Source organism: Flavobacterium kingsejongi (assembly GCF_003076475.1).
GTDB classification, from domain to species: Bacteria; Bacteroidota; Bacteroidia; order Flavobacteriales; family Flavobacteriaceae; genus Flavobacterium; species Flavobacterium kingsejongi.
In genome coordinates, this window is record NZ_CP020919.1 from 4,159,659 (window position 1) to 4,184,951 (window position 25,293).

At 38.4% G+C, this 25,293-nt stretch carries 23 protein-coding genes and 1 other RNA gene; 13 read left to right on the forward strand and 11 right to left on the reverse strand.

All coding sequences use genetic code 11. The features are described 5' to 3' along the window. Positions 1-30: 30 nt before the first annotated feature. Positions 31-1,206: a GlmU family protein gene (locus FK004_RS18805; RefSeq protein WP_108738637.1), complete on the reverse strand. Its 1,176-nt coding sequence runs from the start codon at positions 1,204-1,206 to the stop codon at positions 31-33. 147 nt (positions 1,207-1,353) lie between these two features. Beyond that, complete coding sequence (locus FK004_RS18810) at positions 1,354-1,611, reverse strand: type B 50S ribosomal protein L31 (RefSeq protein WP_108738638.1); 258 nt, start codon at positions 1,609-1,611, stop codon at positions 1,354-1,356. Positions 1,612-1,859: 248 nt separating this feature from the next. Between FK004_RS18810 and FK004_RS18815 the strand changes: the two genes are divergently transcribed. The 5 genes from FK004_RS18815 (at position 1,860) to FK004_RS18835 (ending at position 7,736) form a co-directional block, all read left to right on the forward strand. Next, complete coding sequence (locus FK004_RS18815) at positions 1,860-2,402, forward strand: DUF4199 domain-containing protein (protein ID WP_108738639.1); 543 nt, start codon at positions 1,860-1,862, stop codon at positions 2,400-2,402. Positions 2,403-2,405: 3 nt separating this feature from the next. Next, positions 2,406-3,356, forward strand: a complete 951-nt coding sequence (locus FK004_RS18820; protein ID WP_108738640.1) for a glycosyltransferase family 2 protein — start codon at positions 2,406-2,408, stop codon at positions 3,354-3,356. A 30-nt stretch (positions 3,357-3,386) separates the two neighbouring features. Next, positions 3,387-5,114: a phospho-sugar mutase gene (locus tag FK004_RS18825; RefSeq protein ID WP_108738641.1), complete on the forward strand. Its 1,728-nt coding sequence runs from the start codon at positions 3,387-3,389 to the stop codon at positions 5,112-5,114. Continuing rightward, entirely contained in the window at positions 5,114-6,940 is a 1,827-nt protein-coding gene (locus FK004_RS18830; protein WP_108738642.1) for an ABC transporter ATP-binding protein, read from the forward strand. Before FK004_RS18825 ends, FK004_RS18830 begins: the two co-directional genes overlap by 1 nt. 94 nt (positions 6,941-7,034) lie before the next feature. Continuing rightward, positions 7,035-7,736 carry a DUF2971 domain-containing protein gene (locus tag FK004_RS18835; protein ID WP_108738643.1) on the forward strand — a complete coding sequence of 234 codons (702 nt, stop codon included), beginning with the start codon at positions 7,035-7,037 and terminating at the stop codon, positions 7,734-7,736. 55 nt (positions 7,737-7,791) lie between these two features. Here the strand turns inward: FK004_RS18835 and FK004_RS18840 are convergent, their stop codons facing one another. The 3 genes from FK004_RS18840 to FK004_RS18850 all read right to left on the reverse strand — a co-directional run bounded on the left by FK004_RS18840 (position 7,792) and on the right by FK004_RS18850 (position 12,849). Next, entirely contained in the window at positions 7,792-8,514 is a 723-nt protein-coding gene (locus FK004_RS18840; protein WP_108738644.1) for a hypothetical protein, read from the reverse strand. A 158-nt stretch (positions 8,515-8,672) separates the two neighbouring features. Continuing rightward, positions 8,673-11,141, reverse strand: a complete 2,469-nt coding sequence (locus FK004_RS18845) for a carboxypeptidase-like regulatory domain-containing protein (protein WP_227871640.1) — start codon at positions 11,139-11,141, stop codon at positions 8,673-8,675. A 10-nt stretch (positions 11,142-11,151) separates the two neighbouring features. Beyond that, the gene (locus FK004_RS18850; protein ID WP_108738646.1) at positions 11,152-12,849 is read right to left on the reverse strand and encodes a M23 family metallopeptidase; all 1,698 of its coding nucleotides are present in this window, start codon (positions 12,847-12,849) and stop codon (positions 11,152-11,154) included. A 186-nt stretch (positions 12,850-13,035) separates the two neighbouring features. Here FK004_RS18850 and FK004_RS18855 point away from each other — a divergent pair, with 186 nt between their 5' ends. The 4 genes from FK004_RS18855 (at position 13,036) to rny (ending at position 15,406) form a co-directional block, all read left to right on the forward strand. Then, a complete protein-coding gene (locus FK004_RS18855; protein WP_108738647.1) occupies positions 13,036-13,326 on the forward strand; it encodes a hypothetical protein in 291 nt (96 codons plus the stop codon). 10 nt (positions 13,327-13,336) lie between these two features. After that, positions 13,337-13,630 (forward strand): cell division protein ZapA, encoded by a 294-nt coding sequence (locus FK004_RS18860; protein WP_108738648.1) that lies wholly within the window; start codon positions 13,337-13,339, stop codon positions 13,628-13,630. 53 nt (positions 13,631-13,683) lie between these two features. Continuing rightward, a non-coding RNA gene (gene ssrS, locus FK004_RS18865) (6S RNA) lies at positions 13,684-13,790 on the forward strand. A gap of 50 nt (positions 13,791-13,840) precedes the next feature. Further along, positions 13,841-15,406 carry a ribonuclease Y gene (rny, locus tag FK004_RS18870; protein WP_108738649.1) on the forward strand — a complete coding sequence of 522 codons (1,566 nt, stop codon included), beginning with the start codon at positions 13,841-13,843 and terminating at the stop codon, positions 15,404-15,406. A gap of 143 nt (positions 15,407-15,549) precedes the next feature. On the opposite strand, the gene FK004_RS18875 is transcribed toward rny, so the two are convergent. The 4 genes from FK004_RS18875 to FK004_RS18885 form a co-directional block, all read right to left on the reverse strand. Continuing rightward, positions 15,550-15,903, reverse strand: a complete 354-nt coding sequence (locus FK004_RS18875) for a response regulator (protein ID WP_108738650.1) — start codon at positions 15,901-15,903, stop codon at positions 15,550-15,552. Between the two features lie 30 nt (positions 15,904-15,933). After that, complete coding sequence (locus FK004_RS18880) at positions 15,934-17,031, reverse strand: sensor histidine kinase (RefSeq protein WP_227871641.1); 1,098 nt, start codon at positions 17,029-17,031, stop codon at positions 15,934-15,936. A gap of 9 nt (positions 17,032-17,040) precedes the next feature. Beyond that, positions 17,041-17,460: a PAS domain-containing protein gene (locus FK004_RS19540; RefSeq protein WP_227871642.1), complete on the reverse strand. Its 420-nt coding sequence runs from the start codon at positions 17,458-17,460 to the stop codon at positions 17,041-17,043. 95 nt (positions 17,461-17,555) lie between these two features. Then, positions 17,556-18,455, reverse strand: a complete 900-nt coding sequence (locus tag FK004_RS18885; protein WP_108738651.1) for a site-specific tyrosine recombinase — start codon at positions 18,453-18,455, stop codon at positions 17,556-17,558. 91 nt (positions 18,456-18,546) lie between these two features. Between FK004_RS18885 and FK004_RS18890 the strand changes: the two genes are divergently transcribed. Next, positions 18,547-19,176, forward strand: a complete 630-nt coding sequence (locus tag FK004_RS18890) for a porin family protein (protein ID WP_108738652.1) — start codon at positions 18,547-18,549, stop codon at positions 19,174-19,176. 73 nt (positions 19,177-19,249) lie between these two features. Here FK004_RS18890 and FK004_RS18895 read toward each other — a convergent pair whose 3' ends face one another. Further along, positions 19,250-19,885, reverse strand: coding sequence for an outer membrane beta-barrel protein (locus FK004_RS18895; RefSeq protein ID WP_108738653.1), 636 nt, complete (start codon positions 19,883-19,885; stop codon positions 19,250-19,252). A gap of 393 nt (positions 19,886-20,278) precedes the next feature. On the opposite strand from FK004_RS18895, the gene FK004_RS18900 reads away from it, so the two are divergent. The 3 genes from FK004_RS18900 to FK004_RS18910 all read left to right on the forward strand — a co-directional run bounded on the left by FK004_RS18900 (position 20,279) and on the right by FK004_RS18910 (position 23,887). Further along, positions 20,279-20,836, forward strand: a complete 558-nt coding sequence (locus FK004_RS18900; RefSeq protein ID WP_108738654.1) for a porin family protein — start codon at positions 20,279-20,281, stop codon at positions 20,834-20,836. 115 nt (positions 20,837-20,951) lie between these two features. After that, positions 20,952-21,365: a type II 3-dehydroquinate dehydratase gene (gene aroQ / locus FK004_RS18905; RefSeq protein WP_108738655.1), complete on the forward strand. Its 414-nt coding sequence runs from the start codon at positions 20,952-20,954 to the stop codon at positions 21,363-21,365. 38 nt (positions 21,366-21,403) lie between these two features. Then, positions 21,404-23,887 carry a DUF5686 and carboxypeptidase regulatory-like domain-containing protein gene (locus FK004_RS18910; RefSeq protein ID WP_108738656.1) on the forward strand — a complete coding sequence of 828 codons (2,484 nt, stop codon included), beginning with the start codon at positions 21,404-21,406 and terminating at the stop codon, positions 23,885-23,887. 77 nt (positions 23,888-23,964) lie between these two features. Here the strand turns inward: FK004_RS18910 and murA are convergent, their stop codons facing one another. Beyond that, on the reverse strand, positions 23,965-25,272 hold the full coding sequence (murA, locus tag FK004_RS18915; RefSeq protein WP_108738657.1) for a UDP-N-acetylglucosamine 1-carboxyvinyltransferase: 1,308 nt from the start codon (positions 25,270-25,272) through the stop codon (positions 23,965-23,967). Positions 25,273-25,293 lie beyond the last annotated feature (21 nt).

Genomic DNA, 25,293 nt, shown 5'->3' on the forward strand with positions numbered 1-25,293 from the left:
TACCCGTGGATTTTTTTATATGTGAGAAATTTATTCTTTTCTGTATTTTTTTGTTTCTTCAAAAACATGCTCCAAAATGGCAGCATCTTCTGCTGAAAACACTACATCACGTCTTGCCATTACAATCCTTGCGGTTTCAAAAGCTTTTTTGGTAAGGTATGTGGTAAATCCGGAGGCCCCACCCCAGGAGAAACTGGGAACAAAATTACGGGGAAATCCACTACCAAAAATATTGGTACTTACTCCTACGACTGTTCCGGTGTTAAACATAGTATTGATCCCACATTTACTGTGGTCTCCCATCATAAGTCCACAAAACTGCAACCCTGTTTTAGCAAAGCCTTCCGTTTCATAACTCCACAATTTCACTTCTTCATAGTTATTTTTAAGATTGGAGTTATTGGTATCAGCTCCAAGATTACACCATTCGCCCAGGACAGAATTTCCCAAAAAGCCATCATGCCCTTTATTGGAATAGGCAAACAACACCGAATTACTTACCTCTCCTCCAATTCTGGAATACGGCCCTACAGTGGTTGCACCATACACTTTAGCGCCCATTTTCACTTGCGCCCCTTCACACAAAGCAAAAGGCCCCCTAATGATTGAGCCTTCCATTATTTCGGTATCTTTTCCGATATAAATCGGTCCGGTGGAGGCATTCAGGGTTACAAATTCCAATTTGGCACCTTCCTCAATAAAAATATGCTGCGATGCAATCGCATTCACACTGGAAGGAATCGGTTGTGAAGTCCGGTATTCTGTCAGCAATTCATAATCTTCCCGTATTGCCCGGTCATTTTTGGCAAAAATATCCCAGGTGTGCTGAATTTGTATGGCACCTTCTTCATAGGAGATCACTTCATATTCATCAAAATCTACTTCTTCCTGCGATTCCTGAGTATAAAAAGCAATTATTTCTTCTCCCTGGAAAATAGCCTGCATGGGTTCCAGGTTTTTTACCAGTTCTGACAACACTTCATTCGGCAGGAAAGAAGCATTAATCATAATATTATTTTCCATTTCAACCATCGGGAATTTTTCCGATAAGTACTCTTCCGTTACCGTGGTCGTGGTATACCCAAGGTATTTTTCCCATTTTTCACGAATGGTCAGAATTCCTACCCGAATTTCAGCAACGGGACGTGTAAAAGTAAAAGGCAGCAAGGCATTTCTTACTGTTCCGTCAAAAAGGATATAGTTCATTGTTTTATTTTCTGATTTGAAACCCAAAAGTAATTAAAAAAAAGTTCTTCCCGAAGCTTCCGAATAAAGATCGGCTCTATCGTTTTCATTTTTTCCCAATAAAAAAGCCTTCCGATTGGAAGGCTTTTTCTATACAGTACAAACAAACTATTCTTTCTTAGCGTGTTTAGCATATTTAGTTTTGAATTTATCAATACGTCCTGCAGTATCGATAAGTTTAGATTTACCGGTATAAAATGGGTGAGATGTTCTGGAGATCTCCATTTTAATAACTGGGTATTCAACACCATCAACTTCAATCGTTTCTTTTGTATCTGCAGTAGACTTTGCAATGAACACATCTTCGTTTGACATGTCTTTGAATGCTACTAATCTGTAATTTTCCGGGTGAATTCCTTTTTTCATCTTTGTAAATATTATTTTTTTATTTGTTTAGCTGTATTTGTCCTGAAGCTTTTTCCTTATCAGAAAAAGGTGTAAACAGCATACAACTTTTTTAGGTTTAACTTTTTAGGTTATTTTCAGGCTGCAAATTTACAATTATTTTTTAATTACCAAACCATTAACGTCTTTTTTTTCATAAACATGGTGAATGATTTTTACCACACTATGTTTTAGGATTTGCTATATTTGTACCTTAATAAATATACACCATGGATAAAACTGTTTCGCCAGCCAAATCATCGCTCAATTTCGGCATTCTATTTGGCATTATCATGATTCTTGAATTTGTCATTTCTTATGTTGCAGATCTTGATCCTCAGAAAAACCGATCTGTCGGGATTATTACCAGCGTAATGAATTACATGGTGCTTCCTGTTATCTTTATCGTATTAGGTTCTCTCTCCTATAAAAAGAACCACAATGGCGGCTATATTTCCTTTTCGGAGGTCTTAAAAATCGGGATATCCATTACGGTGCTGGCAGCCTTGCTTTTTTCCTTATTCAATGCGGGATTCAATTATGTATTTCCTGAATTTGTAGAAAAATCAATGTCTCAGATTCGTGAAGTGATGCTCGAGCAAAGCCCTAACATGACCGAAGACCAGGTAGAAAATGCTTTAATGATGACTAAAAAATTCATGAATCCACTGATTTCAATTCCATTGACCATTGCGATGTATGCTTTTTTCGGTTTATTATGGTCCCTTATCGTAGGTGCTTTTGTAAAAAATGACAAACCTTCCGGATATTAATATATGAACTTATCTATAGTTATACCCCTTCTGAACGAAGAAGAATCCCTGAATGAATTATACAGCTGGATCACAAAGGTTATGGATGCGAATCGCTTTTCCTATGAGATCCTGTTTATTGATGACGGGAGCACAGATCAGTCCTGGCCTATTATTGAGCAGCTTTCAGCACGGGACACTGCTGTAAAAGGTATTCGTTTTTTAAAAAATTATGGCAAATCACAGGCGCTGCATGCAGGATTTGCAAAAGCATCAGGTGATGTCATCATCACCATGGATGCCGATTTACAGGATAATCCGGAAGAGATTCCAGAATTATATGCAATGATCGTTGACAAAGGCTATGATTTGGTTTCCGGCTGGAAAAAGAAACGATTTGATTCGGTAGTTTCTAAGAACCTGCCTTCCAAACTATTCAATTGGGCTGCACGAAAAACATCCGGAGTAGCACTGAATGATTTCAATTGTGGTTTAAAAGCTTATAAGAAAGTCGTTGTCAAAAACATTGAAGTGTCCGGTGAGATGCACCGTTACATTCCCGTCTTGGCAAAAAATGCAGGCTTTGGGAAAATCGGCGAAAAAGTCGTGTTACACCAGGCCCGAAAATACGGTACTACAAAATTTGGTATGGAACGTTTTATCAATGGGTTCCTGGACCTGATTACCATCTGGTTCCTGTCCCGTTTTGGCAAACGCCCGATGCACCTTTTTGGCGCTATGGGATCCGTAATGTTCCTGATCGGTTTTTTTGCCGCAGCATATATCGGATGTTTGAAACTATACAAATTATATCATAAAGAACCCGCGGTACTTATCACAGATAATCCCTGGTTTTTCATTGCGCTGGCCACAATGATTATTGGAACACAGCTGTTTCTCGCTGGCTTCCTTGGAGAGATTATATTACGCACAAAAAATAACGAGGAACGATATAAAATTAGTGCGACCGTTTAATTTTCATCAATTAAATAAAAACATTATACTATGAATATCAGAAAAGAGATATTAGATCAGGTAAACATATGGCTTTCGCCAATTTTTGATACAGCGACGCATGAAGCGCTAAAAAACATGATGACTACTGCTCCGGCAGAACTGGAAGAAAGCTTCTACAAGAACCTTGAATTCGGAACCGGTGGTATGCGTGGTGTCATGGCCGTTGGGACGAATCGTATCAACAAATATACTTTAGGGAAAAATACACAAGGTATTTCCGATTACCTGAAAACAGTTTTTCCAGGAGAAGACCTTAAAGTAGCAATAGCTTATGACTGCAGGCACAATAGCGACACACTGGCTAAAGTGGTGGCCGATGTTTTTTCAGCCAATGGGATTAAAGTCTTTTTATTCTCTGCTTTACGCCCGACACCGGAATTGTCTTTTGCGCTGAAATACCTGAAATGCCATGCTGGAATTGTATTGACCGCTTCCCACAACCCTCCAGAGTACAATGGCTATAAAGTCTATTGGCAGGATGGTGGCCAATTGGTCCCACCACAGGACGCAGAGATCATCAAAGTCATCGAAGACCTTACCTACGATCAGATCAAATTCGAAGCTAATGAAGACCTGATCGAATATATCGACACTGCTATTGATAAAGCTTTTATCGATTCTTCAATAGCAAATGCCAGTTTTGATACCCCGGCAGCGGCTAAGAAAGAATTGAAAATCGTATACACCCCATTACATGGTACATCAGTCACTGTTATCCCTGATGTATTGGCGCAGGCAGGCTATAGTGATTTTCACATAGTTCCTGAACAAGCCGAACCAAATGGCGATTTCCCAACGGTAAAATCACCAAATCCGGAAGAACCCGAAGCCCTTTCAATGGCTATGGCACTCGCTAATAAAATAGATGCTGATATCGTTATTGGTACCGACCCTGATTCCGACCGATTGGGGGTTGCCGTAAGAGACAACCACCACAACATGATTTTGCTCAATGGAAACCAGACCATGGTCCTGATGACGCACTTCTTATTGGAACAATGGAAAAAAGCCGGAAAAATCACCGGAAAAGAATTCGTAGGCTCTACGATTGTCTCCACTCCTATGATGATGGAACTGGCAACAGCCTATGATGTAGAATGCAAAGTGGGCCTTACAGGGTTCAAATGGATTGCTAAAATGATCAAGGACTTTCCGGAATTAAAATTCATCGGAGGTGGTGAAGAAAGTTTTGGTTTTATGGTAGGCGATGCCGTACGGGATAAAGATGCTGTAGCAGCTTCCCTCCTGATCTGCGAACTGGCTGCACAAGCTAAAGCCAAAGGCAGTTCTGTATATAAAGAGTTATTGGTATTGTATACCGAATATGGTTTTTATAAAGAATACCTCGTATCTCTTGTCCGAAAAGGAATTGAAGGTGCCCAGGAAATCAAACAAACGATGATTGACCTGCGCGAAAATCCGCTAAAAGAAATTGCCGGACTTCGTGTCGTAATGCTCGAAGATTACCAAAGCTCCATTGCCAAAAACCTCTTTACAGACGAAGAAGAGACGATGACCATCCCAAAATCAAACGTATTGATTTATTACCTGGAAGACGGCACAAAAATTGCAGCACGCCCAAGCGGCACTGAACCTAAAATAAAATTTTATGTCAGCGTTAACGACACTCTGGAATCTGTAGCGGATGCCGAGGCTGTCGAACGCATGCTGGATGCTAAAATCCAGTCTATTATTACAGAACTTAAAATCAACTAATGAATAATTTTAAAAAATTAATCCCTTTTGCAAAAAAGTATAAGCGATTCGCTGTATTAAACATCATCTTTAATATACTTTATGCATTATTCAGTACGCTTTCTTTTGTTGCCTTAATTCCAATGATGCAGGTATTGTTCAACGATACTGAAAAAGTTGATAAGAAGCCTGTTTTCACATCCATGTTCGAAATTGGATCGTACAGTAAGGACTATTTATATTACAACCTGACGCAGACGATAAAAAATGACGGTCCGCAGTATGCGTTGCTTTTGGTAATTTCATTGATTATCATTTCCTTTTTACTCAAAAACTTCTTTAATTATCTGGCATCCTATAATATCACGCAGCTTCGTAACGGTGTATTGCGCGATTTAAGGCATACCTTATACCAAAAGATTATCAGCCTGCCTGTATCTTTTTATTCTGAAAAAAGAAAAGGTGACGTAATGGCACGAATGCTGGGCGATGTGGCAGAAGTTCAAAATTCCTTTTTTGCTATTTTCGAACTTATTGTACGGGAGCCCCTTACGATACTGTTTGCCATAATCACTATGTTTACGATCAGTGTAAAACTGACCTTATTTGTTTTCTTTTTTATTCCGATTTCAGGCTTTATCATTACGAAAATTGGTAAAAATCTAAAGCATAAATCCGAAAGAGCACAACAGGAATCCGGGTATTTTATCTCTATTGTAGAAGAAACCCTAAGCGGGTTAAAAATCATTAAAAGTTATAATGCCGAAAGTAACTTCACCAAAAAATTCAACCGCTCTATTGATAACCTGCTACGGTTGTCCAACAGTATCGGAAATAAGAACAACTTAGCCTCGCCATTGAGTGAATTTTTAGGAATCACCACAATTGCCGTATTATTATGGTATGGTGGGAATATGGTATTGGTAGAAAAATCCATTGAAGGGGCTTATTTCTTAGCCTACATGACATTAGCCTACAATATTCTTACGCCTGCCAAAACAATCTCTAAAGCATCGTATGCTTTAAAAAGTGGATTGGCGGCTTCAGAACGGGTCTTTGCGATCTTAGAAGAAGAAAATCCAATGAGCGACAAACCTGACGCTATCAACAAACTGGATTTCGAAAATAAAATTACCATCGAAAATATCAATTTCAGGTATGAAGACGAAAATGTACTGAAAGATTTCTCTATAGAAGTACCAAAGGGTAAAACTATTGCCCTCGTCGGACAATCCGGGAGCGGAAAAAGTACTATTGCTAACCTGCTTACCCGTTTTTATGACGTTAATGAAGGAGATATCAAAATTGACGGTATCAGCATCAAAGACATCACCACTACATCGTTACGGGACCTGATCGGCCTTGTGACGCAGGATAGCATTTTATTTAATGACACTATTAAATCCAATATCCTGATTGGAAAAGAAGATGCTACCGATGCTGAAATTATTGAAGCTTTAAAAATTGCAAATGCCTACGAATTCGTAAAAGATCTGCCTTTGGGGATTGACACTAACATTGGCGATAGCGGAAACAAACTTTCCGGAGGACAGAAACAGCGCCTTAATATTGCCCGTGCTGTACTGAAAAACCCACCGATCATGATTCTTGATGAAGCAACTTCTGCACTGGATACTGAAAGTGAAAAATTTGTACAGGTTGCTTTAGAGAATATGATGCAAAACCGAACTTCGATCGTCATTGCCCACAGGTTGTCAACGATACAAAAAGCAGACAATATCATTGTGATGCAAAAAGGGCGTATCGTAGAACAGGGACGCCATGATGAGCTTATCGCCAAGGATGGCACTTACAAGAAGCTTGTAATGATGCAATCCTTCGAATAATACCAAAAAATGTTTCATTTCGATGAAACATTTTTTTTTGCCCTATGGGTTAGAAATTTTCACAGGATTCTAAATAAAATTGTATTTTTAGATTATGTATATAGAAAATGACCAAATCCTGCTCCCTGAAGATCCAGACACTATCGTATGGAAATACCTGGATCTTTCTAAATTCCTGGATCTGGTCCTATCCCGAAAACTCTTCATGTCGCGTTCGGATAAATTTGAAGACCAATATGAAGGCACTTTCAGCGAACCATCCTTTGAAGAGGTAAAAAAGATTGCCGAAAAAAATCCTACATTTCTGGACTACTACAAAAAGCACCGCAAAAATGTAGTAATTAGCAGTTGGCACATTAATGAATACGAGTCGTTTGCCATGTGGCAGATTTTTACACAAAACAGCGAAGGGCTTGCCATACAATCCACCGTAGGACGAATTAAAGAAGCTTTAAAGCTCGAAACCCATTATAAGCAATACATTGGTGAAGTAAATTATATCGACTATAAGAAAGAGCATACACCTTTCGAGAATAATTTTTTCCCTTTCTTATTCAAGCGTAAAAGTTTTCAATATGAACGGGAAATCCGGATCATTTCGGATCTTTCAAGGCAAAAAATCACCATTAATGAAGGGCTTAAGATTAACGTTGACATCAACTTACTGATCGAAAAAATATACATTCATCCCCGATCCGAAAACTGGTATAAAAACCTGGTTATCGAATTGATCAAACGGCTGGATTTAGACATTACTATAGAGAAATCAGATCTCGAAAGCGATATATTGATTTAACCGCATAAAAAAACTCTAAGTTGCCTTAGAGTTTTTTTTATATGATTTTGGGATATTAAATAGGCTCATAATTGACCACTTCCCAGTTGCTGTCTGCCAGATTTACAAAGTGGTAATGCACCACATCATTCTTATCAAACGATCCATTCTTATTGATATCTTCAATAGTCCTGAAATATAATTTATTCTGTACTTCTACAATGTTCCAGTCAATAAGTTCCTGAAAATCGGACGATAGTTTTTTGAATTTCTTCCCTCCGATAGTACTAATATATAATGATTTGATATCATTGGAATCTAATTTCCCATCTTTATTGGTATCCTGATCGACCAGATTATAAATCAAAACCTGCATTTTCGTCCTGTCGGCAACCGTGTTCAAATAGGTAACGGTTTGAATCTGGATCACCTTATCGGTTAATGGATGAATGGCAGTAGAATCGATGTGCTGGAATTTTAGGTTTTGCAAAAATCCGGTCAGTTCAAAGCGATTGTAATTCGAAATGGAATAACTCACAGAATTGGTATTACTGGAGCCATATCGACTGGACCGGTCTTCATAAAGACGTACATCTCCAATAGGGTGAATCAGGTATTTGGTACCTTCCATATTAATGGGAAGATCCGCGATTTTTATTTGCGATGAATCTCTTTTTACAGGGTTTTTCACTACGTTTTTCGATTCATCATATCGCACTTTTGGGGTATCTACTTCTTTTTTACAGCTTGCAAAAAAAAGTAGCGAAAGCGCAATCAGAAGCAGGTTCGTTTTTTTCATGTTATGAATTCTAATGTTTTCTTTCAAATAGTATTTCAAATATAAGAAAAATTTGAAGTTATGCCTGTTATTTCGACTTGTTAAATCCCATATTCCATCGCAATAGTTACAGATTAGTCCCTATCCTAATAATTCTATATTCCCATAGAACGTACCAATTATATTTTAGCTGTCAATTTTATACTAAAAACCCTTGACGTTAGGTAATTCGGAATACCATACTGGGATTTTGTATACACATCTCTTACCCAGGTATTCGTAATGGCATTTTGATTGTCAAACAAGTTAAAAACTTCCAATCCTAATGACAGGTCGCGGAATGGTTTTAGCCAATGCCCTTCACTAAGTTCTTTCTTTCCCTCGGTAAACACATAGGAAAATCCTAAATCAGCACGACGGTAATCCCGCAAACGGGTTTGGTATAAATAGGGATCGGCATACGATGGAGATCCACCAGGCAATCCTGTATTATATACCAGGTTCAGGTACATTTTGACATTAGGTATGTTGGGCATATAATCCTGGAATAAGATTGCTGCTTTAAAACGCTGGTCGGTCGGTCGTGCGATATAACCCCGGTTTTCAATATTTTCTTCCGTTTTCATAAATCCAAGGCTGACCCAGGACTCCGTCCCTGGAACAAATTCGCCATTCAGTCGCATGTCAAACCCCATAGCATAGGCTTTGGCATTATTTTCGGCACTATAGCGTATCCGCACGTTTTCAAGTGTGTACGGATTCACATCGGTCATACTCTTATAATAGGCTTCCGAAACCAGCTTAAATGGCCTGTCCCACATTTTAAAACTATAGTCATTGCTTAAAACAATATGAACAGATTGTTGCGCTTTTACATTAGGACGCACAGCACCGGTAGCATCGCGTAATTCCCGATACATTGGTGGCTGGCTGTAAATACCTCCCGACACCCGGAACACCATATCTTTATCCCAGTCGGGTTTTATGGCAAATTGCGCCCTTGGGCTAAAAATTACCTGACTTTTTCCATCTAAATTATCACCTTCTACCTGCCATTGGTGCATACGGACTCCGGCATTATACCATACTTCATGTCTTCCCAAATTCCCTCTTCGGTTCCATTGGGCGTAGCCTGAAAAACGATTGATCGTGGTCAGGTTTTTAGCGCGTACATTCTGATACGGCACTAAAGGCCCTGTATAGGGATTATAAGGCTGATCATTTACAGGTAAGCCCAGGTTTGGTGGATTAATGGAAAAACCGGCTGAATCAATGACTTCCCACTCCACAACACGATCACGGATATCCTCACGTGTATATTTAAAACCCCATTCAATCTGGTTTTCGTCGAGATCATGGAATCCTTTTACTTCTGCATTTACAATTAAGGCATCCAAGTCATTCCGTGCATGGTTCAATTGGGAACCAATTCCACGTGAATAGGTCACATTCCCTAAATTCTCCGATCCGATATTCGTATCTACCTCTCCAAGTCGGTATTGGGCAAATATGTCAAAATATTCCTGTTCAGTAGTGTGATAAGCCGAAGCTATAAATTTTAGTGTCGTGCGCTCCGTCAGTTTGTAATTGGCTTTAAAAGCCCCAAAAAGTGTTTCGTATTTATCTTTTTCCTGTCCTTCATACACCACAAGCAAAGCAATCGGATCACTAAGCGTCCCGAAATTGGTCTGGCGGGTCAACGGCTGGTAATCGTATTTGTTTTGGGAAATATTCCCCAAAAAGCTCAATTGCAGTTTCGAAGAAGCATTGTACGTAACATAGGTTTGTACATCCGCAAAAACCGGAGTATAATTCGTTTGGGTCTGTTGGCTGTTTACCAAAAGGCTGTTATTTCTATAACGCACTCCTGTAATCGCCGACCATTTTTGATTTTTGGACACTCCTTCAAAGGAAAGGCTACCTCCTAAAAAGCTCGCTTCAACGGAAGCACCATAACGGGTAGGCCTTCGGTAAGTAATATCAAGTACGGAAGAAAGTTTGTCCCCATACTTCGCCTGAAATCCTCCTGCAGAAAAATCCACATTCTGCACCATATCCGTATTTGTAAAACTCAATCCTTCCTGTTGTCCAGAACGGATTAAAAATGGGCGATACACTTCAATTTCATTCACATACACCAGATTCTCATCATAATTCCCTCCACGAACAGCATATTGTGTACTCAGTTCATTATTGGAATATACACCCGGCAATGTTTTCAGGATATTTTCTACTCCGGCATTTGCGCCCGGGATCATCCGTATTGTGGCGGGGTCGATATTGGTAATCCCTTCAATCCTTTTTCGGTTTTCATCGGTAATTACTACCACACCTAACTGTTCTATTTTTTGGCTTAAAACCGGATTGAATTCACGCTCTTCATCACGTTCTAAAGTAAGTAGCAAGGCACTATTTTTATACCCGGTATGGGAGAAAACCAGTGATTCTTCTTTATTGGCCGGAACAATCAGCAGGTAGAAACCATTTTCATTGGAAATGGAAGAAGCAGCACCAAAAGCAACACTAACCCCCGCGACAGGCTTATTGTTTTCATCTAAAATTACGCCCTTAACCCTTGCTTTCTGGGCAAAAGCAGTTGTACTTACCACCAAAAACAAGACTGAAAAAATAAGGTATTTTGCTTTCAATTTTCTATTGCTATTTAAGTTGAGATCTGAAAAAGTTCGTTTCAAAGGTAGTAGAATTTCCCACATTATCGGTAACAACAATTTTTAGGTCATTTTTACCTTCGGCTACAATAGCTTCGTCGAAATAATGTACCACGCGCCTGGTTTTATAATCATATTCCAGCAAGATCCATTTTCCGTTCATGTAGGCATTATAGCTGCCAATCCCAGACTGGCCATCGCTGATATCAAACTGGATCGTATTTTGTTTCGTCAGCCATTTTCCTTCTGCAAAATTCAAATTTGTAATCCTCGGCGCTACAGTATCTTTAGCAAGCATAAAACGCCCCAACCCTTTCGTCCAGGTCGAAAACACATTGCCTTTAAAAGTGGTCGCATTGTACCGGCTGGAATTGCCATTAGCAGTCGCTATATAGGTTTTGGGCTTATCTGCTTCTGCAATAGAAGCATCTTCAAAAGAGATATTCAGGTTAGAACGGATCGGCACTTCTTCATCCGCCAGAAAAAGGGCATTACCCCTTACATCAAAATTCAGGTAAAAGTCTTCGTAAAATGTGTTTGCGGGAATAAACACCGTGACATTATCTTTTTTATAATTATAATCGTTTTTGGCCTTAAGGAAATAAGGCGTTTTTCCGGCATCGGGATTGACAACTACCTCCTGCTTTTCAAAAGCAATCGGAATTGTTACATCGCGTTTATTTCCATTGAAATCAGAAAGTTCTATTTTATAATTTGTAGTCACATTAGGCAATACTGTGATGATTCCGTTTGATTTCCCAGGCTGTATAATGGTAAGATCATATGGTGATTTCATAAAAAGTTTCTGGTAACGCTGCCCGGTTTTTTTAAATCTCGGATAATCAATCAATGCATTGATGTAATGGCTCTCGTCAAATCCAAAGGATTCAAATTGATACCCAAAAAACGGCGTTCCATTAACAGACGTTTTCACACTATACGTTCCATTCCGGTTTGTAGTAAAATCGGCAAGATCATACGTATTGATCCCAAATCCAATTTTCCCCTGGGCATTCACTTTTTCAGCGATATAAGAACCGTCTTTTTGCTGTGACAATTGCAGGAGTATCGGCTTCTGAGAATTATTCACGCTAGCACTGTCGGATATCGGATAGGCCATTACTCCGGCCACTACCGGCATTTTTGTGTCTTTTACCAAAACATCAAATCCGAATTCCATAGGATTGATAATCCGTTCGGTTTTTGAATCACGGAATTCAAAATGCAGGTGGGGACCACCAGATCCTCCGGAATTACCCGATAAAGCAATAACATCTCCTTTTTTAACTTTTATAGCTCCCGGCTCCGGAAATACATCAATTTCAAAAGATTTCGCTTCATAATGTTTCTTCTTAGCATAGTCATTAATTGCCCCGGCATATTTTGACAAATGGCCGTATAGCGTAGTATAACCGTTAGGATGGGTAATATAAATAGCCCTGCCATAGCCCCAGGTAGAAACTTTGATCCTTGACACATAACCATCACCTGCCGCATACACATTCAACCCTTCTTTTTGCTGGGTCTTAAAATCAAGGCCGGCATGAAAATGGTTGGAACGCAATTCCCCAAAGGAACCGGAGGTGAGCAATGGAATATCCAAAGGCGATCGAAAGTAATCTTTAGGATACTGAGCCTGTGAAAAAACGAAGGTAGAGATGAAAAGAAAGAAAAAAGAAATCCTCATAAAATATATTTCTGCTAATTTAAAAAAATGTTGTTAAAATCATAGTATAAATTACACCTAACTATAACTCATTAGTTGCATTATTCGTACACCAATCGTACTGAATTTACAATTTTTAATTAAAAGTATTGCAAAATTCAGCAGGAATATTAACTTTGTAAAGTTATGTAATGAATATTGGCTCCAATGAGTAAAATTATAGATATAGTTGATTCTCTTGAAAATAAAGTTCGAAAGCTTTTGCAGAAAATGCAAAGTTTAGAGAAACAGAATCAGGATTTAGAATCTGAATTGACTAAATCTATGGCTATTGCTCAAAAGCAATCGCAGGAGATTAATGCACTGAAAGGCCAGTTTGACACATTAAAAGTCGCCAATTCATTACTCGGCAGTGACGAAAATAAGAAAGAGACAAAACTCAAGATAAATTCATTGATTCGCGAAATTGATTACTGTATAGCACAACTTTCTGATTAGAAAGAATTTTATGGATGAAAAGCTCAAAATAAAAATATCAATTGCAGACCGTGTATATCCCCTTAATGTGGATTTTTCGCAGGAAGAAGGACTCCGGAGTGCTTCTAAGAAGATTGATGTGATGATTAAGCAGTTCGAAGAAAATTATGCTGTACGGGACAAACAGGATGTATTAGCCATGTGTGCGCTACAATTCGCCTCGCAATTAGAACAACAACAAATTGACAAATCGACCCTTGGTGATGACACCAAAGAAAGACTTCAAAAAATTAATGATTTACTGATTCAATATCTCGATAAATAAACACGTTCTTTACATAGACTAAAATACTGCCTACATTAGTTCATTTTTGGTAAACTCAACACTAACAAATTAAAATGAGTAAATCTTTGCTGCTAAAGCATGCTGCCCTGCGCAGATCCTTGATACAGCAAGTTAGCTCAAAACTTGTCGACACGAGTTTATACAATCTCTCTAATGTAGGCTTTTTTTATACATAAACCCTTAAACAAAATGGATAGTACATTACTAATAGTTATCGCCACAATTGTTGGCATCTGCGTTGGTTTCGGAATCGCTAAGATGATCGAAAAAAGCAATGTTTCAAATTTGATTAAAAATGCAAAAAAAGAAGCTGCTTCAATTTTGAAAGATGCTAAAGCCGACGCTGAAACTGAAAAAAAACATAAAATTCTTCAGGCAAAAGAAAAATTCATAGAGCTAAAATCAGAACACGAACAAGTTATCTTAGGAAGAGATAAAAAAATAGCAGAAGCCGAAAAAAGAACCCGCGATAAAGAATCTCAAATCTCAAATGAATTAGCCAAAACCAAAAAAGTCAACGACGAAGCGGAAGCTAAAATAAGCGAGTACAATAAAAAATCGGAACTTCTGGAGATCAAACAGGCAGAAGTAGACAAAATGCACAAAAGCCAGGTAGAGCAGTTGGAAACCATTGCCGGCCTGTCTGCAGACGATGCTAAAAACCAATTGATCGACAGCCTAAAAGCGGAAGCCAAAAGCAATGCGATGTCTTACATCCAGGACACACTGGAAGAAGCTAAGCTTACTGCACAACAGGAAGCGAAAAAGATCATCATCAACACAATCCAGCGAGTGGGCACTGAAGAAGCAGTAGAAAATTGCGTTTCCGTATTCAACATTGAATCCGATGATGTAAAAGGACGTATTATTGGACGTGAGGGCCGTAACATCCGTGCTATCGAAGCAGCAACAGGCGTTGAAATCATTGTTGATGATACTCCTGAAGCGATTATCCTTTCCTGCTTTGACCCGGTTCGAAGAGAGATTGCCCGTCTTGCGTTACACAAATTAGTAACTGATGGCCGTATCCACCCAGCCCGAATTGAAGAAGTAGTAGCTAAAACAGCCAAACAAATCGATGACGAAATCATCGAAGTTGGAAAACGTACCGTAATTGACTTAGGAATACACGGATTACACCCTGAATTAATCAAAGTTGTAGGCCGAATGAAATACCGTTCTTCTTACGGGCAAAATTTACTACAACACTCCAGAGAAGTTGCCAAGCTTTGTGGATTGATGGCAGCAGAATTAGGCCTGAATGTAAAACTGGCTAAAAGAGCTGGTCTGTTACACGATATTGGTAAAGTTCCTGATACGGAAAGTGACCTCCCTCACGCAATCCTTGGGATGCAATGGGCTGAAAAATATGGTGAAAAAGAAGAAGTATGTAATGCTATTGGAGCCCACCACGATGAGATCGAAATGAAATCACTACTTTCTCCTATCGTTCAGGTGTGTGATGCAATCTCAGGTGCAAGACCAGGTGCAAGACGCCAGGTACTGGATTCTTATATCCAACGATTAAAAGACCTGGAAGATATTGCTTTCGGTTTTAACGGGGTAAAAAATGCTTATGCTATCCAGGCTGGACGTGAACTACGCGTTATCGTAGAAAGCGAAAAAGTAACTGATGAAAATGCGGCAAGCCTTTCTTTTGATATTTCACAGAAAATCCAAACGGAAATGACCTATCCAGGTCAGGTAAAAGTTACTGTTATTCGCGAAACAAGAGCAGTCAATATCGCAAAATAATATCCGTACTACATACAAAAAGGGCAGTCATAATTTATGACTGCCCTTTTCTTTTATATTTGATCTATTGCTTTTCTATCAACAGGGTAACTTCTGAAAAAAAATCCCTATAACCGGTTTACTATAAGCATTTCTAAAGTGGGTTAATTTAAGAAAATACGGGTGATATCTTCCATGCTGACAGGTTTCATAAAATAGTCCTTTACTTCTTCCTGATACTCTTTAGCACGATTGATATCGACAATATTATTAGACGAGCTAATAAGATAAATGACGGTGTTCTTGATCAGGTCTTTCTTTATTTTGCGGTATTCTTCCAAAAATTGCCATCCGTTCATGATTGGCATATTAATATCCAACAGGATTAAATCCGGCAATTTACCAGGATTCCCTTTATGCTCTTTCAGTCCTTCTAATGCATCCAGCCCATTTTCAAAAAAATGAGAGGTCACTTCTATATTATTTTTTTCAGTAAGTTCTTTAATATAAAGTGATATATTTTATCATCATCTACTACAAAAACATCATTAAATTTCTTCATTATTAAAATATATTTTAAAAACCGTTCCTTCCCCCACAATACTTTTTACTTCTATTTCTCCTCCCATCGCCTCAATCTGGTTTTTGGTTATAAATAAGCCTATTCCTCTCGAGTTGGGATGCTTATGAAAAGTCTTGTACATCCCAAACAAAGACTCCCCATGACGCTCTAAATCAATCCCGAGACCATTATCGGTTATTTCCAGCACATACCGTCGCTGATCCTCACCACACTTGAATCGGATTTCCGGATGACGCTCCGGATGCGAATACTTAATCGCATTGGTCGTAAAATTAAGCAGTACACTTTCCAGATAAGCAGGATTGTACTGAACATGAATGTCTGCCGGAATCTCATCATGGATAACAACCTTATGCTTATTAATCTCTTCCCCCAGGATATTCAGCGTTTTTCTGAAATAATCATGGAGATTCAACGACTCCTTAACTGGTTTCAATTCGGAATGGATCCCTACAAGTTCATTGAGGTGTTCAATAGTCTCACTTAGCTCATTGGAAATCGTTCGCAAATGCAATAATGTAACCTGCTCCTCTTCCCTGTTTTCTGCAGATTCTATCAAATCCAGCAACATTTTAAAATTGCCCGCATGTGACCTTAGGTTATGAGATACTATATGTGCAAAATTCAACAACCGTGTATTTTGTTCACTGACGATCCCTAATGTCTTTATCAATTCATCTTCTTTGATTTTCTGAGCAGAAATATCATTATGCGTACCAATAATACGAAGTGGATTTCCCAGTTCATCCCGAAGTACAACTTTCCCGCGATCCAAGATCCATTTGTATTCGCCACTTTTAGAAAGTACCCGGTGGTAATTCTGATAATAAGGTGTGATATTCTCAAAATGCTTTTGGATATCTGCAAAATAAGCCACCTTATCATCGGGATGGATTCGCTCGTCCCAAACTTCCGGGCTGTCCGCTTTCTCCTCTACTCCAATCTCTAATATCATTCGCGATTGCAACGAATAATATACCTTATTAGTAACCAGATCCCAATCCCAAACTCCCTGCTCATTGGCATCCAATGCAAACTGAAATCGCTCTTCCGAAATTTTCAATTTCAGTTCCTACTCCTTTTTCTCTGTCACATCTGCAATCCTGCCGTAAAAAATCACGCGCCCATCCTCCATTCGCTCTGGTTTGGCACTTCCTAAAAACCAACGGACTCCTTTTTTGGGCAACATCGCCTTAAACTCATTCGACCATGGCTTTAAATCGACCTTTGCCTTGAGTATGGAATGCAAAAAAGGCATGTAGTCTTCTGCCAGGATTCTTTTTTCCAGTACTAAAGAAGCATCCCGCTTTACATCTTCTACCTCCAACTCATAAAGCTCCTTAATCGCAGGACTGACAAACAGGAATTTAAAATCTTTATCAGATGCTATTTCAAGCTGAAAAATAAGATCAGGAACCTCATTAAGTAATTTTTTATAAAAATTATTTAAATCAGAATACCCATCTATGCTTTGACCAGCTTGTTCAATCATCCTTTACGTATTAATTAACTTACGTAAAAGTACAGGGTGAACGAATCTTAATTTTAAAAAAGGGGATGAAAAAATTCCCAATTTCGATGAAATGGCTATTTTCTTGGATGAAATGCATTCATGACTTCTGACAATCGTTTACGGTCAATATGCATATATATTTCTGTAGTAATTATTGACTCATGCCCCAACATTAACTGTATGGAACGTAGGTCTGCCCCGTTTTCCAATAAATGGGTTGCAAAGGAATGTCGAAAGGTATGCGGACTGATTACTTTGTCCAATTGGATTGCAACAGCAAGGTTTTTAATTATCGTAAATACCATCGCCCGCGTCAGTTGCCGACCTCTTCGATTTAGGAAAAGCGTGTCTTCAAAACCTTTTTGAATAGTCAAATGTGACCGTACTGTCTGCCGGTACAGCAGGATATATTTTTGCGTAAATTCACTAATCGGTATAAACCGCTGCTTGTCCCCTTTGCCGGTAATCTTCAAAAAACCTTCTTCAAAAAACAAATCCGATAGCCGGAGCGTGATCAATTCCGAAACACGCAATCCGCACCCGTATAAAGTTTCCAGCATGGCGCGGTTCCGTTCTCCTTCATTGGTCTCCAAATCGATTGCAGAAATCAGAGCATTGATTTCGTCCAACGACAATACATCCGGTAATTTCCTTCCTATCCTTGGGCTTTCAATCAATTCTAACGGATTATTTTCACGGTAGTCTTCAAAAATAAGATAGCTAAAAAAACTCTTTAATCCTGATATAATACGGGCCTGGGAGCGCGCATTTACCTGTTTCGAAACGGCATAAATAAACCCCTGAACCTCCTCTTCTCCGATCACCAAAGGGCTGACATCCATTTGATTTTCAGATAGATAATCACACAACCGTTGCACATCAAAAGTATAGTTATCAATGGAGTTCTTAGACAAACCTCTTTCAATCTTAAGATAGGACTGGTAGGATTTAATGAATTTATTCCAACTTTTCATACAGGTTAAAGTTATGTGAATTAAGAATTCTTTATAAGTACTGCCAAAGTATTAAATCTAATTTTAGATTACAAAACTAAAACTAATTACTATGAAAAATTTGAAATTAATGACAGCAGGTGCGCTAATGTTAGCGGCAGTATCAGTATCAACAGCTCAGGAAGCAAGTAACACGAAATCTATGGCACCGAGTTTCGGGATCAAAGGTGGGGTGAACTTCGCTACTGTAACAGGTGATTTTGATAGTCCAGATTCCAGAACCAGTTTCCATGTGGGCGCATTGGCTGAATTTCCATTGGCAGACATTTTCTCTATTCAGGTAGAGGCATTATATTCCGGACAAGGATTTAAAGCTGATTTTGAAGGGCCTGAAGGAGACAAAGCTGAAGTTCAGTTAGATTACATTAATGTACCAGTACTTGCAAAAGTATACATTGTACCGGGATTAAGCTTAGAAGCCGGACCACAATTTAGCTTTAAAGTAAGAGACAAATTTGAGATTAACCCAGGATCCAGTGATGGAACTGTAAACTTAGATCACTCCAGCCTTTCGGCAAAAGATTTTGAATTCGGAGTTGCTGGTGGTCTTACCTTCCAAACAGAAATTGGATTATTTGCAACCGGAAGATACAATTACGGTTTAACAGAAGTTTTCGAAAACAACAATGTTGGAAAAGTAAACAACTCTGTATTCCAGATTGGTGTTGGATACAAATTCTAAGATCTCGCAAAAATGCCATAAACAAAAAAACCTCTCAGCTTGCTGAGAGGTTTTTTCATATAACAACTTCTGATTAGAATTTGTAAAGCATACCAAATGTTGGAGTATCAAAAAAGTTTTTGAAAACATTCAGGTTACCATTGAATTCATTTACTGATTTTGCATTGTCAGCATCTGATTTATAAGATCTGTAAGATAAGATATCAGACAAACCAAAAGAGATAGCGATTTGTGGTGTGATGAAATAGTTCATACCTAAACCTAAACCAAAATTGATTTCATTAGTATCATCTAAATCTGTAGAAGGTAATCCTGTTGGAGAAACTTTACCACCAACACTAGCATAACCTACTCCAAGTTCAGTATACGTTTTGAAACGTTGTCCTAATTCAAGGAAATAATATCTACCGAATACACCTGCAGAGAAAGAGTTTGTTTTTACTTCACCTGTAGCATCTTCTTTTTTTCCTGATCCAACTCCTAATTGTACACCAACAGCAATTTTGTCTGTTAAGAAATATCCTGCTTTAGGAGTAAAGTTGAAGTTATTTGTTTTTTCGTCAGAATTGTTATCTTTTGTAGAGTTGAAGTTTAAACTTCCTTCTACAAAAATATCACCTTTACCAAAACCAAAAGCTTTAACTTCTTCTTGAGCACTAGCATATCCAAAAGCCATTACTGCTGCAACTGAAAATAAGATTTTTTTCATGATTATTGTTTTAAATTTCGAAAAATGTAACATTTTCAGAATATCCACACTAACAAAACGTTACTAAATCATCAAAAAAAGGTATATTAATTTGTATTTTTTTGAATATTAAACAGTTAAGAAACTTTATACTAACAATTTAGCAATATATGCCTGAAAAGCAACAATTTGCTATCAATATTCGTTTTATACTATGATAATTGCTTTTTAAATCCCAAAAAAAGAAAAAGAGTATCGATTTTAAGGTAAAAAACGCTCAAAAAAGAAGGAGAATAATAGTACAAAAAAACAAATATTAAGAAATATTTAATACACTCGTAGTAGGCTCAGGATTAAATTTGGATAAATTTGTTTCATAAAATCAGAATACCTAACCATTAAAATAACCTAATTATGAAAAAACTGATAGTCGTTGCCTTTTTGATTCTTGCCGGAACGGTAAGTACGCAAGCACAAATTGTACGCTTTGGTGTAAAAGCCGGAGCTAACTTTGCCAATTACAATGGCGGTGTTGACGGTATTGATTACAAATCCCTTACCAGCTACCATGCCGGTTTAGTGGCTGAAATTAATGTAGTACAAAATTTCTCTGTACAACCTGAATTACTATATTCTACACAAGGAGCAACTTATAAATTTGCAGATGCCAGAGACGATTTCAAAAATGAAACCGCTTATATCTCTATCCCTGTGATGGCTAAATTCTACCTATTAACGGATCGTTTGAGCATTGACGTAGGACCACAATTCTCTTTTCTGGTAAGTGAGAAAAATGATGTGAACCTTAGTGACAACCAATCATTCGATTTTGCTGCTGCCGGAGGCGTAACCTTAAAAGTTACAGAAAGCCTTTTTGCACAGGCCCGTTATACAATCGGTCTTACAGAAGCGAATAAAGATGCAGAAGTTAAAAATGCTGTATTCCAGGTATCTTTAGGTTACTTATTCTAGTCTTATACATACCTTATAAAAAAAGCTGTTCTTCCTTTAGAATGGCTTTTTTTATATATTGTGCTTACTTCATTATACTATTACCTTATTATTGGATATACATTAATTTACACTCATGAAAATAATTATCATCAATGGCCCTAACCTGAACCTGTTAGGAAAAAGAGAACCCGAAATATACGGCAGCCAGACTTTCGAAGCTTATTTTGAATTGCTGCAGGAAAAATTCCCAACACTGGAAATGGAATATTACCAAAGTAATATTGAAGGGGAACTTATTGGGAAAATTCAGGAAAAAGGATTTTCCTATGATGGCATCATACTCAACGCAGGAGCCTATACCCATACTTCTATTGGGATTGGCGATGCGATCAAAGCAGTAACAACACCCGTTATTGAGGTACACATCTCCAATACTTTTTCCAGAGAAAGTTTCAGGCACCAATCTTATATTTCACCAGTTGCCAAAGGAGTTATCCTCGGCTTTGGGATGAAAGGTTACGATCTTGCACTGCTTTCCCTTTTATAATTTTTTATTCTTGCTATTAAATCCCCACACCTATATATATGAATAAATTTTACACCTTACTTTTCTTCTTATTATTCACCGCTTTAAGCTTTGCACAAATCCGTGGTAAAGTAACTGCAAAATCAGGCGAAATATTACCTTACGTCAGTATACTGGTCGCCAATACCTATAACGGAAGTTCCTCTAATGATTTAGGGAATTATGAAATCAATATCCGGGAAAAGGGAAAATATACCCTAATCTTCCAGTCCCTCGGCTATAAAACAAAAAAAGTTACGATTGATGTGGTAGCTTTTCCACACCAACTGGATATCGAATTGGAAGATGAGAATTTCACATTGGACGAAGTTGTTATTTCCAATCAGGAAAACCCAGCCAATGCCATTATTAAAAAAGCAATTGCAAGTAAAAAAATTAATTCGGCTAAAACGGACAAATTCAAAGCAGACTTTTATTCGCGTGGGATTTTCCGGGTAAAAGACATGCCTAAAAAAATCATGGGCGTAGAAGTTGGCGATTTCGACGGCACTCTGGACTCTACACGAACCGGAATATTATATTTGTCGGAGACCGTATCTAAAATAATTTACCAGAAACCGGACAAAATCAAAGAAGAAATCATTGCTTCAAAAGTCAGTGGAAACGACAATGGCTTCAGTTTCAATACGGCCAGCGAAACCGACTATGATTTTTATGACAATTATGTGGACTTCAATATCAATATGGTATCGCCAATTGCTAATAATGCCTTCAATTATTACAAATACAAATTAGAAGGTTCTTTCTATGACGATAACAACAACCAGATTAATAAAATAAAAGTCATTGCCAAACGGGATAAGGAACCTGTGTTTGAAGGTTACATCTATATTGTCGAAGACAGCTGGGCGATTTATGCTGTTGACCTCGAAGTATTGGGTTATCGGGCACAACAGCCTATTATGGAAAAAATGACGATTACCCAGAATTACAATTACAACACCCAAACGAAAATGTGGGTAAAAAATCTCCAGACCCTCGACTTTAGTGCTGGGATCTTTGGAATACAATTCACTGGAAAATTCACACACGTTTTTAGTAATTACGAATTTAAGGACGCTTTTGAAAAGAAAACATTCTCCAGGGAGATTGCCACATTTGCTACTGACTCCAATAAAAAAGAAGACAGTTACTGGGATACTTACCGTCCTGTTCCACTAACGGAAGAAGAAGTTGCCGACTACAAGAAAAAAGACAGCATCCAGACGATCCGTAAATCAATCGTCTACCTGGATTCTATAGATGCGAAAGGCAATAAATTTAAAGTTGGAAAAATTTTAACTGGCTACACCTATACCAATACCTTCAAAAAAACACGCTTTAATTACGAGGGATTGCTCAATATCGGATCTCTTGGATTCAATACGGTACAAGGTTGGAATTTCGGGACCGGATTCTCCTTTCGGAAATATGATGAAAGTACAGGTAAATCATCAGCTGCCAGCGTAAATTTTAACTATGGAGTAGCTGAAGACCGTTTGCGTGTGATAGGTGCGTTCTCTCACCGTTTCAATACAAAAAATTATGCCTCCTTTTCGATCTCCGGAGGAAGTAAGGCAGAGCAATTCAATTCAAACGAACCGATCATCAATATCGTCAACTCGGTCAGCACTTTGTTTTTTAAAGACAATTACATGAAGCTTTACAATAAAGAATTTTTACAGTTTGTCTATGGACAGGAAGTGGTAAATGGAATTTATGCGAGTGCTAAAGTTGAATATTCAGCCCGTAAGCCATTATTTAATACTACCGATTATGTCCTGATCAAAAATAACAAAGAGTATACCTCAAACAATCCTTTAGCGCCAAATGACTACAGTACTCCGGCTTTTTCAAAACACAATTTAGTAAAAGCGACTATTGGAACACGCATTCGCTTCGCACAGGATTACATTACGCGACCTGATGGAAAAATGAATATCCCGAACAGCAAATACCCGACACTGTCGCTGGCGTATGAAAAAGGTCTTGCCGGTAGTGAAGACCGTTATAATTATGATTTAATTGCAGGAACAGTTAGCTATCGTACGACCATTGGTAATAAGGGTGATTTTGGCATCAATATTAAAGGAGGAAAATTCTTTAATGCCGAAAACATCGCTTTTATGGATTACAAACATTTCAATGGTAATCAAACCCATGTAGGATTAACCGGAAACTACCTGAATTCATTCAACCTGATGCCCTATTACACCCACAGCACTAATGATGCTTATTTCGAATTCCATGCAGAGCATAACTTTAAAGGGTACATCATGAACAAAATTCCATTACTCAATCAACTGCAATGGAATTTAATTATAGGCGCACACCAGGCCGCTACACCCGATTACAAACCGTATCAGGAATTTACTGTTGGTTTTGATAATGTTGGATTTGGAAAATTCCGGGTATTCCGCGTGGATTATGTACGCTCGTACCAGGGAGGATTTCAGGCCGACGGTATCATTGTAGGATTTAAATTTGGCGGCTTACTGGATTAATACCGCTAATGCTATAAAACAAAAAGCCCGGGTTCCTATTGAATCCGGGCTTTTTTATATGCTTAAGGCTTTCTGAATTATTCCGAAACGATTTTTGCCCCAAGGCTTTTCAATCGTTCTTCAATATTCTCATAACCTCTGTAGATTTGTTCAATATTCTGGATTGTACTCGTTCCTTTAGCAGAAAGTGCTGCAATCAACAAGGATATTCCAGCCCTGATATCTGGTGAAGACATGGTCGTCGCTTTCAGTTGTGATTTAAAATCATGCCCAATCACTACAGCACGGTGCGGATCACACAAAATGATTTTTGCGCCCATATCGATCAATTTATCGACAAAGAACAGGCGGCTTTCAAACATTTTTTGGTGAATCAATACACTACCGCGAGCCTGTGTAGCTACAACCAGGACAATGCTCAATAAATCCGGTGTAAAACCAGGCCACGGTGCATCTGAAATAGTCAGGATAGATCCATCAATATAATTTTGGATTTCATATCCGTCGGTATGAGCCGGGATATAGATATCATCGCCTTTTTGTTCCAGTGTAATACCAAGCTTTCGGAATGTTCCCGGAATTACCCCAAGATTTTCCCAGCTTACATTTTTAATGGTAATCTCACTACGGGTCATCGCAGCAAGTCCAATCCAGGATCCGATTTCAATCATATCCGGAAGTATGGTATGCTCACAGCCATTCAAAGCCGTTACTCCTTCAATTTCCAGCAGGTTGGAACCAATACCGGTGATTTTTGCCCCCATACGGTTCAGCATTTTGCAAAGCTGCTGCAGGTAAGGCTCACAAGCTGCATTATAAATGGCGCTTTTTCCTTCTGCCAATACTGCGGCCATTACGATATTTGCCGTTCCGGTTACAGAAGCTTCATCTAATAACATAGTCGCTCCTTTTAATCTTGGAGATTCAACGCCATAAAAATGATCTTCTTTGTTGTACCTGAATTTTGCCCCCAGATTAATCAGTCCTTCAAAATGGGTATCCAAACGTCTTCTCCCGATTTTGTCTCCACCTGGCTTTGGAATATATCCTTTTCCGAAACGCGCCAATAACGGGCCTACGATCATAATAGAACCTCTAAGGGAACTTCCTTCTTTCTTAAAAGCTTCTGATTCCAGGTATTCCATGTTAATAGCATCGGCCTGGAACGTATACGATCCTTTCGCGATTTTAGTAACTTTTACACCAAGGTTTTTCAATAAGGAAATCAATTTGTTTACATCAATAATATCCGGGATATTGTTGATTGTAACTACTTCCGGAGTAAGCAATACAGCACATAAAATCTGTAAGGCCTCATTTTTTGCTCCTTGCGGAGTAATTTCACCTTTTAAAGGTACATTTCCTTCAATTTTGAAAGTTTCCATATTTTTCTGACGGGATTCTGA